8 protein-coding genes are annotated in these 12711 nt (G+C 73.0%); 4 read left to right on the forward strand and 4 right to left on the reverse strand.

Annotated elements, in window-relative coordinates; genetic code table 11:
• Window positions 1-42: 42 nt before the first annotated feature.
• Entirely contained in the window at window positions 43-1518 is a 1476-nt protein-coding gene (gene rpsA, locus E8D34_RS02495; protein WP_136593024.1) for a 30S ribosomal protein S1, read from the reverse strand.
• A 176-nt stretch (window positions 1519-1694) separates the two neighbouring features.
• Here rpsA and E8D34_RS02500 point away from each other — a divergent pair, with 176 nt between their 5' ends.
• Window positions 1695-2510, forward strand: a complete 816-nt coding sequence (locus tag E8D34_RS02500) for a class I SAM-dependent methyltransferase (RefSeq protein ID WP_240771052.1) — start codon at window positions 1695-1697, stop codon at window positions 2508-2510.
• Between the two features lie 44 nt (window positions 2511-2554).
• On the opposite strand, the gene E8D34_RS02505 is transcribed toward E8D34_RS02500, so the two are convergent.
• Window positions 2555-3478, reverse strand: coding sequence for a DUF3068 domain-containing protein (locus E8D34_RS02505; protein WP_276606572.1), 924 nt, complete (start codon window positions 3476-3478; stop codon window positions 2555-2557).
• A 129-nt stretch (window positions 3479-3607) separates the two neighbouring features.
• On the opposite strand from E8D34_RS02505, the gene E8D34_RS02510 reads away from it, so the two are divergent.
• Window positions 3608-5017: a hypothetical protein gene (locus tag E8D34_RS02510; protein ID WP_136593027.1), complete on the forward strand. Its 1410-nt coding sequence runs from the start codon at window positions 3608-3610 to the stop codon at window positions 5015-5017.
• A complete protein-coding gene (locus E8D34_RS02515) occupies window positions 5014-6306 on the forward strand; it encodes an acyltransferase (protein WP_136593028.1) in 1293 nt (430 codons plus the stop codon). The genes E8D34_RS02510 and E8D34_RS02515 overlap by 4 nt, the downstream gene beginning before the upstream one ends.
• Here E8D34_RS02515 and E8D34_RS02520 read toward each other — a convergent pair.
• Window positions 6189-10457: an alpha-(1->3)-arabinofuranosyltransferase family protein gene (locus E8D34_RS02520; protein WP_168929312.1), complete on the reverse strand. Its 4269-nt coding sequence runs from the start codon at window positions 10455-10457 to the stop codon at window positions 6189-6191. The genes E8D34_RS02515 and E8D34_RS02520 overlap by 118 nt on opposite strands.
• 5 nt (window positions 10458-10462) lie before the next feature.
• Window positions 10463-11224, reverse strand: a complete 762-nt coding sequence (locus E8D34_RS02525; RefSeq protein WP_136593030.1) for a class I SAM-dependent methyltransferase — start codon at window positions 11222-11224, stop codon at window positions 10463-10465.
• Window positions 11225-11261: 37 nt separating this feature from the next.
• On the opposite strand from E8D34_RS02525, the gene E8D34_RS02530 reads away from it, so the two are divergent.
• Window positions 11262-12455, forward strand: a complete 1194-nt coding sequence (locus E8D34_RS02530) for a glycosyltransferase family 4 protein (RefSeq protein WP_240771053.1) — start codon at window positions 11262-11264, stop codon at window positions 12453-12455.
• The last annotated feature ends 256 nt before the right edge of the window (window positions 12456-12711 follow it).

Here is a 12711-nt window from a genome sequence, read left to right on the forward strand (position 1 = left end):
CCCGACGATACGTCGGGGCCGTTCGGCAGGTGCTACCGGGTGTCAGTTGCCGCCGGTGAGCTTCTCGCGCAGGGCCTGCAGGGCCTCGTCGGAGGCCAGCGAGCCGCCGGTCTCCTCGACCTGCTCCTCGCCACCGGACGAGTACGACGACGCGTCGCCGGCCTCGATCTCGGCCTGCTTGGCCTCGGCCTGCTGCTTGACGTGGGCCTCCCAGCGGGCGTGGGCCTTGGCGTACTGCTCCTCCCACGCGGCGCGCTGCTCGTCGTAGCCCTCGAGCCACTCGCCCGACTCCGGGTCGAAGCCCTCGGGGTAGATGTAGTTGCCCTGCTCGTCGTAGGTCGCGGCCATGCCGTACAGCGTCGGGTCGAACTCCTCGACGTCCGAGGCGGCGGTGGTCTCGTTCGCCTGCTTCAGCGAGAGCGAGATCCGGCGACGCTCGAGGTCGATGTCGATGATCTTGACCATGACGTCGTCGTTGACCTGGACGACCTGCTCCGGGATCTCCACGTGGCGCTCGGCCAGCTCGGAGATGTGCACCAGGCCCTCGATGCCCTCCTCGACCCGCACGAACGAACCGAAGGGAACCAGCTTGGTGACCTTGCCGGGCACGATCTGGCCGATCTGGTGCGTCCGGGCGAAGTGCTGCCACGGGTCCTCCTGGGTCGCCTTCAGCGACAGGGAGACACGCTCGCGGTCCATGTCCACGTCGAGGACCTCGACGGTGACCTCGTCGCCCACGGTGACGACCTCGGAGGGGTGGTCGATGTGCTTCCAGGACAGCTCCGAGACGTGGACGAGACCGTCGACGCCGCCGAGGTCCACGAACGCACCGAAGTTGACGATCGAGGACACGACACCCTTGCGGATCTGGCCCTTCTGGAGCTGGGTGAGGAAGCCGTGGCGAACCTCGGACTGGGTCTGCTCGAGCCAGGCACGGCGCGACAGGACCACGTTGTTGCGGTTCTTGTCGAGCTCGATGATCTTGGCCTCGAGGGTCTGACCCACGTAGGGCTGCAGGTCGCGGACGCGACGCATCTCCACCAGCGAGGCGGGCAGGAAGCCGCGCAGGCCGATGTCGATGATGAGGCCACCCTTGACGACCTCGATGACGGTGCCCTCGACGACGCCGTCGGCCTCCTTGACCTCCTCGATCGTGCCCCAGGCGCGCTCGTACTGGGCGCGCTTCTTGGACAGGATCAGGCGACCCTCCTTGTCCTCCTTCTGAAGGACCAGAGCCTCGACCTTGTCGCCGACCTCGACGACCTCGGACGGGTCGACGTCGTGCTTGATGGAGAGCTCGCGGGAGGGGATGACACCCTCGGTCTTGTACCCGATGTCGAGCAGGACCTCGTCCCGGTCGACCTTGACGATGGTGCCATCCACGATGTCACCGTCGTTGAAGTACTTGATGGTCTGGTCGATAGCGGCCAGGAAGTCGGCCTCGGAGCCGATGTCGTTGACGGCCACCTGCGGCGCGTCGTCGTTGTAGCCGAGGGGGGTCGAGAGAGTGCTCGTCATGAGGAGGGATAGATCCTTGGGTGGGCAGAAGTAGGAGTCATGCGTGTCCACGGATGCAGACACGGTTACCCAGACTACGCGCGCAGCGAGCCCCCAGTCCAACCGGCGACGCCCCGGAGCCAGCGTCCGGGGCCCGCTGCCCGAGCGCGTCGCGGACCGCCGGTATCGTTGGCACCGTGCAGCAGTGGCCGCATCCCCCGGTGACCGCCCACCGCCGAGCGTCAGGCGAGGACGAGTCCCGTCGGGCCAACGGCGCCGACTGGGACCGCTACGCCGACGAGTACCAGGCCCTGCACGGGCCCTTCCTCGGTGACGTCGGCTTCGTCTGGGGACCCGAGGGGCTGACCGAGGCCGTGGCCGGCGTGCTCGGCGACGTCAAGGACAAGGACGTGCTCGAGGTGGGGTCGGGCGCGGGGCAGTGCTCGCGCTGGGTCCGCTCGCAAGGCGGCCGGGCGTTCGGGCTCGACCTCTCCTACCGCCAGCTCCAGCACTCGCGGCGGATCGACGAGGCGACCGCGATCGAGGTGCCCGCGGTGCTCGGCACGGCCACCCACCTGCCGTTCGCCGACGCCAGCTTCGACGTCGTCTTCTCCTCGTTCGGCGCGCTCCAGTTCGTCGCCGACATCGACGACGCCGTCGCCGAGACCGCTCGGGTGCTGCGCACCGGCGGCCGGTTCGCCTTCTCGATCACCCACCCGACCCGGTGGATGTTCCCCGACGACCCCACCGCCGAGGGCCTGGTCGCGTCGCAGTCCTACTGGGACCGGACCCCGTACGTCGAGGTCGACGACGAGACCGGCGCGACGTCGTACGTCGAGCACCACCGCACCCTCGGCGACTGGGTGCAGGTGCTGGCCGGCCACGGCTTCATGATCACCGACCTCGTCGAGCCGCAGTGGCCCGAGGACAACGAGCGGGTCTGGGGCGGCTGGTCCGCCGTCCGCGGCCGGCTCACCCCGGGAACAGCAGTGTTCGGCGCCCGGCTCGCCTGAGCGAACCGGGCGCCGAACGCCGCTTGGGGAAGGGACGGGGTGGGTCAGCCCACCGCCGCCGGTACCGGCTTGTGCTGACCGCCGGACTCGCCGTTGCGACCGTTCCCACCGGAGGAGCGGGAGAGCACGATCCCGACGGCCACCAGGATGCCGCCGAGGACGAAGCCCACGATCGGCGCCCAGACCGTCAGCAGCTTGATCAGCGAGACGTTCGACTTGGCCTCGTCCGCCGTGGTCTCCAGCTGCTCGTCGGTGAACGAGATCTTGAGGTCGAGGACCGGCGTCCCGTCCTTCAGGTAGCGCTGCTGGTCCTGGACCTGCTGCTGGATGGCACCGGTGGTCGGCTCCACCCAGATCTCGGTGTGGTTGGTGTACGTGCCGAGGGTGCCCGCGGCGATCGAGGCCGGCGCGTTCTCGATGTCGACCTTGTAGACGTAGACGTCGACGCCGAGCAGCGTCTCCTCGCGGTCGTAGACGGCCGGGACCGCAGCACCGAGGGTGCTGTCCCAGTACGTGTAGTCCTTCTTCTCCGCGTTGAAGGGCCACTTGTTGACCAGACCCTCGTGCGGGACCGCGTCCGCGGGCAGCGCGTCGAAGTCCGGGACCGCCTCGCCCGTCACGCGGTCGGTGGCGAAGACATCCTCGCTGGCGCTGACCAGCCGGGGGTCGCTGCCGTCGACGCAGTCCGGCGCGTCGCCGGTGTCGATGACCACACAGGTCGTGTTGGTCCAGGCCGCCACCTCGTCCGTGGACACGTCGGAGTCGACCTTCGTGATGCTCTGCACCTTCGCGGGGTTCTCGACGAGATCGCCGGTGGCGGCGTCGAGCTTCTTCACGGTGCCGTCGAGGTTGGTCGTGGTGCTGACGTCGAGCGGCAGCTTCTCCACCTTCCCCGGCACCCAGGTCACGGTCAGCACACCGACCATGAGGAGAAATGCTCCGAGGCCGAGACAGATCGGCCCGAACATCTTCTTCACTATTGCCCTCCCAAGCACGTGATTGAGTTCAGCGAACCGTAGCAGTACCGGCGAGTAGACGTGAGGCGTCAGTCACACCCGGATGAAAACGGGTGACCATCGGTGTGGCAAAATCCCGCCGTGCTGGATCCGACGACGATCGCGCGCCCGCCGGCGGGCGACAGTCCCGATCGTCCCGGCGCGAGCCCGCGGCCCGTCACGTCGGCCGACCTGGTGCTCGTGATCGGCGCCGCGATGGTCGCGGCACAGGCCGCCCTGCGGGCGTGGGTGCTGCACGCGTCGTACTTCTTCGGCGACGACCTGCGTCTGATGGTCGACGCCCATGAGCGCCCGCTCTCCGTCGCCTACCTCCTCGATCCGCACCAGGGTCACCTGGCGCCCGGGACCCGCCTGCTCGCCTGGCTGGTCACCGCGTCAGGGCCGCTCGACTGGACCCTCGCCGCCACCCTGACCGTCCTCGCCCAGCTGCTCGCCAGCGCCGCGTGCCTGTGGATGCTCCTCGTCCTCCTCGGCCCGCGCTGGCGCGCGCTGGTGGCGCTCGCGATCTACCTGGTTGTCGCGCTCGCCGCGCTCGGCACCACGTCGTGGGCGGCCAGCACCGCCCTGCTGGTCGCCCAGGCCGCCTCCTTCGCCGCGGTGGCGTCGTGGGTGCGCTACCTGCGGCGGCGCCGCCCTCGCGACCTGGCGCTGACGGTCGTCGCGGTCCTGCTCGGGCTCGCCGTCTCCGTGTGGGCGACGCTGGTGCTGCCGGTGCTCTGCCTGGTGGCCGCGGCCCTCCTGTCCCGACGCTGGTCCAGGTCCCGCCTAGTGGGACGGACGCTCCGCTACTGGCCCGTGGCGCTGGCCGTCGCGGCCATCGGAGCCGCCGCTGCCATCGGCGCCGACGGAGCGGACGGCACGGACGGGACGGGCGGGACGCGCGGCGCGAACGGGATCTGGAGCAGGGTGCAGCAGGCCAGTCCCTGGCCCCACGACAACGCGAGCCGGGCCTACGTGAACCGGCTGCGTGCCGACCTCGACGCCCGCGAGGAGACCGTCGACCTGGCCTCGCAGGTGGTGCCGCCGGCCGTGCTGCCGGCCGACGGCGCGCCGCAGCATCGCACGGAGGCCCTCGTCCCGCTGGTCTCGGAGAACGCTCAGTTCCCGACCTCCACCGACGAGCTCAGCGTGATCACCGACGCCGGCGCCGTGGTGCCCGCGGCCATCGGCGGCGGCCCGCGCGGCGAGGGCCGCCCCGAGGGCGAGTGCGGCTGGCAGATCACCGATCGCCCGGTCACCATCCGCCTCGACGCCCCCGCCCGGGAGGGCCAGTGGGCGCGCTTCGGCTACCTCTCGGCGGGTTCCTCCCCCGTGCTGGTCACGGGCGGTGGCGAGCAGGTCCAGGCGTCGCTCGCCGACGGCCTGAACAGCCTGTACCTGAGGGTGCCCGCCGCGACGCGGTCGCTGACCGTGGGCGGCCTCGACCCAGGCGCCAATCTCTGCGTCGACTCCGTCGAGGTCGGCACCCCGACGCCCCTGGAGGCACCATGACCGCCCGGTCGGGACACCCGGCGCACCGGACGACGCCGTTGGAGACGATCGTCCCACCGCCGCCCGAGACCGGCACCCAGTTCCCGGTGCTCGACACGCTGCGCGCCGTCGGCGCGCTGGCGGTGCTCACCACCCACGTGGCGTTCTGGACCGGCGCGTACACACGCCACGGCACCTGGGGCGCGCTGCTGGCGCGCCTCGACGTCGGCGTCGCCCTCTTCTTCGTGCTCTCCGGGTTCCTGCTCGGTCGCCCGTACCTGCTGCGCGCGGCCGCCGGCCTCGGCGCCCCGGGCACCGGCCGCTACCTGTGGAAGCGGTTCCTGCGGATCTATCCGCTCTACGCGATCACCGTCGCGCTCGCGCTGGGCCTGATCCACGACAACCGCGGGGCCTCCCCCGGCGACTGGCTGACCACGCTGCTGATGCTCGACAACCACCTCGGCTACGGCTTCCCGGCGGGCCTCACGCACATGTGGAGCCTCGCGGTCGAGGTGGCGTTCTACCTGGTGCTCCCGCTCCTGATGCTGGTCGGCACGGGCCGCCACCGCCCCTGCCGGACGCTGTCCCCGGCCCGGGTGGCAGCGCTGGCAGCCGGCATGGTCGCGGCGAGCGTCTGGTGGACCCTCGACGGCGCGGGCCGCGTTGCCGAGGCCACGACCACCGGGGAGCCGACGGAGTGGCTGCCGGCGTACCTGTCCTGGTTCGCGGTGGGCATCCTCCTAGCGTTGCTCCAGGTCCGCCAGGAGCGCCGTCCGACGGGGCAGCGCCCAGGGCGACTCGCCTCCGCCGTCGAGGGCCTGGCCCGGCAGCCCGGCGTCTGCTGGACGCTCGCCGGCGCGCTGCTGCTGATGGCCAGCACGCCGATCGCCGGGCCGACCATGCTGGCCTCCTCCGAACCGACCGAACTGCTCACCAAGAACCTGCTCTACGCCGCCGTGGGCGGGCTGGTCGTGCTCACCGGCGCCTTCCCCGACGCGTCCTCGGCCTACCAACGGACGATGGCGGCGCCGCTGGGGCGCCGCCTCGGCTGGATCTCCTACGGCATCTTCTGCCTCCACCTGCCGATCCTGCACCTGGTGATGTGGACGACCGGTTGGCCGCTCTTCGAGGGGCGCGGACCGGCCGTCTGGGCGCTCACCGTCGCGATCAGCCTGGTTGCCGCGGAGGCCGCCTACCGCGTGGTGGAGCGGCCGGCCCTGCGCCTGAAGGGGATCCGGCCCGGCGGGTGGCGGTCGGGCGCCTCGAAGAAGCACGTCAGCACCCCGACGACGGGCAGCAGCGCCAGGTAGTGGACCCAGGCGAGCTCGCCGGCCCAGGTGCCGAGCCCGCCCCACGGGAACAGCGCGTAGGCGAGGCCGCCGACCAAGCAGGGCAGCGCCACCACGACCGGGACCAGCTGCGGCGCGCGTCGCCACGCCGCCAGCGTGCCGGCGACCATCGCGGCGCCGAGCAGGACGCCGGGCCACCCGGCCACCAGGCCGGTCACCGCGACCAGCGCCACCGTCCCGGTGCCCGCGCCCAGCCGGCGCGCCCGCACCGGTGCCAGCGCGGCGCCCGGCCCGCGGCGTCGACGTGCCGCCACCGCGACCAGCACGGCCAGGGCGAGGAGGCAGGCCCCGCCGACCATCAGGCCGGTCCGGTAGGGCCGGTCGGGGGCGTACGTCGCGTCCAGGGTGCCGGCCGCAGGAACCCGCCAGCCCTGCTTCCACCCGTCGACCACGACCGGCTCCAGCGGTCGACCGTCCAGGGATGCCTCCCAGCCGGCGTTGGCGTTGGTCCGGGCATCGACCACGCCGATCCCGTCGGGCACCTCCAGCGTCCGCCGCACCGGGTCCCCGTCGCCTGCCGTGCCGTCGGTTCCGGTGGTGGTCGCCGTGGTCGCGACGGACAGCGTGCCGACGCGAGCCGGCGGGTCGCCGAGCACCAGCGTGTCGAGGACGAACGCCTCCGAGGCCTCTCCCCTGACGTCGTTCTCGCCGGCGACGAGCGCGACCCTCCGCACCGGCTCGCCGTCCTCGTCGCACAGCCGCGCGTCGGCCGAGCCGCCCGCGGCCAGCGCGCGCGGCGCAGCGGAGACCGAGGTGTCGTGGGCGACGCCGTCGATGGTCACGGTCGGGCCGCTGCCGCAGCCGAGGTCGGTCTCGTCGGCCGAGAGGGCGAGCGGGAAGTAGGGCACGCCGCGCACCTGCACCTCGCTGATCCCGTAGCCCAGCGGCTCGGCCTGGCCATCGGCCCCCAGGCCGACCGTGTCGTCCGCCTCGAGCACCCTGATCCTCAGGCGGTCGGTACGGATCGCGCGCGGGAAGGAGACCCTGCCTCCGACGACCCGGTCCCCCCGGTCGCCGTCCACGTCGAGCTCGAAGCTGCCGCCGGACCACACCACCTCGATCCGCGTCGGGGCACGGACCGGCGCGTCGACGTCGGTGGTCAGCGTCAACCCGGTGACGCGGCGGCGGTCGAGCCACGCCAGCTCCAGCGTGGGCACCACCGCCGCCGGGTCGGCGGTCCAGGTGGTGCCGGGATCGCCGTCGACCGCGGCCACGGCACCGGCCCGCGGGTCCGGCACCGGCGCGGAGGTCGCCTGCACGTCCACGGGCTGCCCCCGCAGCAGGAGTCCGTCGAGCGCCCGCCCCGCGCGGGGGCGGACCCGGACGCTGGCGTTGTAGACGCTCGCGGCCGGCATCGTCACCACGCGCTCCATCGCCACCGGCTCCTCGCCGGTGCGCGCCTGGCCCACGCGGCACCGGGTGTCGGCGTCGACCTCGACGCACCCCGAGCGCGCGTCCAGGTCGGCCCGCAGGACGACGGCGCGCGGCACCGGCCAGCCCTCCGGCAGCGTCGGCAGCACGAGCGACCGGCGCACCTCGACCCCGGGCACCTCCACCTCGGCCAGGCGCAGCTGGGCGCCGGGCAGCCGGCTGGCGTTCTCGACCCGCACCGAGGAGGTACGGCGGAGCTCGGCGTCGAGCGGCACGACCGTGGTCTCCCCGGGGCGCAGCGTCACCGCCGGGGTTGCGCCGGCCGCGGTCACGACCCGCAGCTGCTCCTTGCCCGGCGCCTCGGCGTCCAGGGTGATCCGGACCGACCACACCTCCCGTTCGCCACCGAGGTCGATCTGCCACCAGGCACGATCCGCGCCGCCGCCCGACACCCACGCGGTCTCGGCCGACCCGTCGATCGCGGCGTAGGGCAGCCGGCCGGGCTGGCTGCCGCCGTACGTGCCGGCGTCGGAGAGCGAGGACGACGCCGAGATCGCCTCGGCCCCGGTGAGCCGGGCGGTGGTCGCCCACCGGTCCTGGTCGGCGAGCGTGTAGTCGGGCGTCGGGCTCCCGTTGCGACGGACGTCGCCGGGCGTGGTCACCGACGAGTAGCCGTCGTGCAGCCGCGGGAAGAAGCGCTCGCGGTCGCGCAGCCCGTCGGTGAGCACCACCGGGCCGTCCGGCTCGCCGGCGAGGTCGGCGGCCAGCACGGTCGGCTCCTGGCCCACGAGGTCGAGGTCCGCGAGGTCGAGCAGGTCCTCCGGCCCGCCGGCGACCACTGTCGGGCGCTCGGCGGCCACGGCGGCGCTCACCCCCGGGACTGCGAAGACCTCGATCGCGGGCACGTCCACCTGCCAGCCGCCGTTCGCCATCAGCCGGCGGCCGTCGGCGCCGACCAGGTGGCTGCCCCCGCCGACCGTCGGTCCGAAGGAGGCGACCCGCACGAGCCCGGGCGACTGCTCGATCGCCTGGTGGACCAGGACCGGGTCGGGGACGTCGTCCTGACGCGCCAGGTCGTTGCGGACCAGCAGGTAGGAGATGCCCGCCCGGCGGAGGTAGGAGACCAGCCCGTCCGAGCCGCGCCCCTCCGCGAAGGCCTCCTCGATCCGGTCCAGCATCCTGATGTTGCCGGCCGGCGCCAGCGGGATCACGTTGCGCACCGCCCACGGCGACTCCGCCAGCCACTGCATCGGCTCGTCGCGGGGCGTGCCCCAGAAGTACTCGCCGAACGCCGCGCCCGGCACCAGGAGCGTGCTGGGCGCGTGGTCGGAGGCGCCCGAGTGCTCCGCCAGCCAGTCGGCCGCCTCGGTCCAGTACGGCGGCACCTCGACCACCGGGCCGCCCGGCGCGATCCGGCCCAGCGCCGCGGGCATCGCCGCGAAGACGACCGCGAACACCGCGATCCCCGACAGCACGACCCGGTTGCCGCGGTCGGTGCGGGTGGTGCGCGGCCAGGCCAGGAGGCGGTCGACGGCGAACGCCAGTCCGACCACCAGCGGGAGCCGGATCACCGGGTCGAACTTGTGCACGTTGCGCAGCGGCGCCAGCGCTCCGTCGAGCAGGGCCGCGACGTCCTCGTGGAACCACCCGACCACGCTGCCGTGGTGGCCGGCGGTCACCATCAGCAGCCCGGTGACCAGCCCGAGCCCGAGGAAGCGCCGCTCCGGCGTGGCCCGGTCCAGCAGGCCGGCGAAGCCGAGCAGGAGGACGATCCCGCCGTTGACGGCCAGGTAGGGGGTGCTGAGCAGGTCGCGACCCGCACGGGAGTCCCCGTCCACGTAGGGGACCCAGTTGGAGGTGCCGCGGAGCGCGTCGAACACGGTGGTCGGGAAGGTGGTGACCGAGGTGGTCTCGATGAAGTCCAGGAACGGCGGGCTGTAGGCGCCCATCACGAAGAGCGGGACCAGCCACCACAGCGTGCCGAGCAGGGTGAACAGCGGCCACCAGAGCATCAGCGCCCGGCGGCGCGGGCCGGGTTCGCGGGTGAGCAACCAGAGCGCGCCGAGGGGGATCACGGCGAAGGTGGCGGCGGCGTTGACGCCGCCCACGGCGGCGATCGCCAGTGCCGACCGGGCCGCGGCCCAGCGTGGGGACCCGGCGCGGGAGCCGAGCACCAGCGGCAGCAGCACCCAGGGCGCGAGCGCGCTCGGCCACGCCTCGATGGAGATCGGGCCGAGCGTGCTCAGCATCCGCGGGGAGAGGGCGTAGGCGAACCCGGCGAGCAGGCAGGCCAGGTCGCTGCGGACGCCGAGAGCGCGGACCAGCCGGGCCGCGCCGACCAGAGCCACCGCCAGCACCAGGCCGAGCCAGAGTCGCTGCGTGACCCAGCCCGGAAGATCGAGGAGCCAGCCGACGCTGAAGAACGGACCCATCGGCCACAGGTAGCCGTAGGCCTGGTTCTGCAGCTGGCCGAAGGCCCCCTGGGCGTCCCAGAGGTGGACCGCGCGACCGAGCAGGTGCAGCGGCGCCTGCGCGAGGTCGAACTTCGTGTCGGCGACGAGGTAGCCCGGGCTCTGGACGAACGCGAGGCCGACGCAGACCACGCTCGCGGCGAGCAGGCGCCACCTCCAGCGCCGGTTCCCTGCCTCGTCCACGTCGCGGCGCTCGGCGGGGCGGGCGCCGGCGGGTCGGCCCGCTCGTCCGGCGGCGTCGGTCGGCGCCGCGGCCGCGCCGTCCAGCACGCGCGTCACCTCCGGCGAAGGACGATGACGAGGTTCCACGTCACCACCTCGCGCAGCACCGGGACGCGGAGCACCCAGCGGGCCCAGCGCGGGTGGTAGCGCGGCGCCAGGTCGACCACGTCGACCCCGTCGACCAGCCGCTGGCGTCGCGCCCAGGCGAGACCGTCGCGGACCGTCACCGGGAACAGCGACTCCCCGAACCGGTTCTTGGGCTCGTGGCCGTGGCGGCGACGGTACCGGCGCCGGGCGCGCATCCCGCCGAGGTAGTGCCAGGGCGCGGTCTCGTGACCGCCCCACGGCCCGAACCACACGGTGTAGCTGAGGAAGACCAGGCCGCCCGGGCGGACCACGCGGAGCATCTCGTCGGCCATCCGCCACGGGTCCGGGACGTGCTCGAGCACGTTGGAGGAGTAGCAGACGTCGATGCACCCGTCACGGAACGGCAGCTCCATGCCGCTGCCGAGGACGGTGCCCTCCTCGATCTCACCGGCGCCCGCCAGCTCCCCGGCGTCGGCGTCCAGGGCCAGGTAGCGCGCCCCCCGGGCCTGGAACGCACGGCGGAAGTAGCCGGGCCCACCGCCGACGTCGAGGACGAGCCGCCCGTCCAGCTCGGTGTAGGAGGCGACCTGAGCGGCGGAGTCCTCAGCGAGGGCGGTGTAGAACCGTGCCGGGTCGGGCTGCTCGTAGCGGAACTCGTTGAACAGGTGCAGGGAACGCCGCAGCGTCGCCCGGAACTCGCCTCCGGCGGGCCGGACCCTCGGCCGCATTGTGACCATCATTACTCCCCTGTCCTACAGTTTCCGGGTGCACCAACGCGCCCCCCTCCCCCCTCCGCCCATCGCCGGCAAGCACGTGGTCTTCATGTCCTGGCGCGACTCCGGCAACCCCGAGGGCGGTGGCGCCGAACGTTACTTGCAGAAGATGGCGACCGGTCTGGTGGCCCTGGGGTGTCGTGTGACGGTGTTCACGGTGAAGTATGCCGGCGCCCCCACCGACGAGGTCATCGACGGGGTCCGCTACGTCCGCGCCGGCTCGAAGCTCTCCGTCTACCCGCTGGCGGCGTGGAACCTGCTGCGCCGCCGGTTCGGGCGCGTCGACGTCGTCGTCGACATCCAGAACGGCCTCCCGTTCTTCACGCCGCTCGGCACCCGGCGACCGATCGTCGTGCTCGTCCACCACGTGCACCGCGAGCAGTGGCAGGTCGTCTACCCCGGCCGCGGCGGCCGGATCGGCTGGTGGGTCGAGAGCCGGCTCGCCCCCTGGCTCTACCGGGGACGGCAGTACGTCGCCGTCTCGCGAGCGACCCGCGCGGAGCTTCGCGAGCTCGGCGTCACCGGCCCGCGGGTCGCCGTCGTGCACAACGGCACCGAGCCGGTGGTCTCGGTCGAGACCCGCAAGACCGCGCACCCCTCGATCTGCGTGGTCGGGCGTCTGGTCCCCCACAAGCAGGTCGAGCATGCGATCGACGCCACCCGGGCGCTCCTCCCCGAGTTCCCCGAGCTCCGGCTGCGGATCGTGGGCAGCGGCTGGTGGGAGGACGACCTGCGCGCCTACGCGCCCGACCTGGTCGCCCGCGGCGTCGTGGTCTTCGAGGGCCACGTCAGCGAGCAGCGCAAGCAGCAGATCTACGAGGAGTCGTGGGTGATGGCGCTGCCCTCGCTCAAGGAGGGGTGGGGCCTGGTGGTCGGCGAGGCCGCGGCCCACCGGACCCCGACGGTCGCCTACCGAAGCGCCGGCGGCACCCAGGAGTCGATCGTCGACGGCGTCTCGGGGCTCCTCGTGGACACCGAGCACGAGTTCGCCACCGCGCTCGGAGACCTCCTCCGCGACGACGAGCGCCGCGAGGTGCTCGCCAAGGGAGCGCTCAAGCACAGCTACGGATTCACCTGGGAGCACTCCCAGGCCGCGTTCGCCCGCGTGCTGAGCGAGGCCGTGCAGGGCCGACTCATCGACGACCAGGACGCCGCGGACGCCGCCGACGCCATTCCGGCGGGCTGATCGGCGGGCTGCTCGGCACGCTGCTCGTCGGGCTGATCGGCGCGCTCATATCGGCGCATCGACGGGCGCGAGCCCGCAGTCGGGACCACCCACCCCTCGGACGACCGGGCCGCGGGTGTCCCGGCGCAGCAAAAAAGCCGTCGCGCCGGATGCGAACATCCGGCGCGACGACCTACGCCACGTTGGTCACTGCGCCACTCAGTACTCCAGGACCACTTCGTTGACACTGGCGGGCGACTGGTCCGGCGTGGTCGTC

The organism is Nocardioides sp. GY 10113 (assembly GCF_004919105.1).
Taxonomy (GTDB): Bacteria; Actinomycetota; Actinomycetes; order Propionibacteriales; family Nocardioidaceae; genus Nocardioides.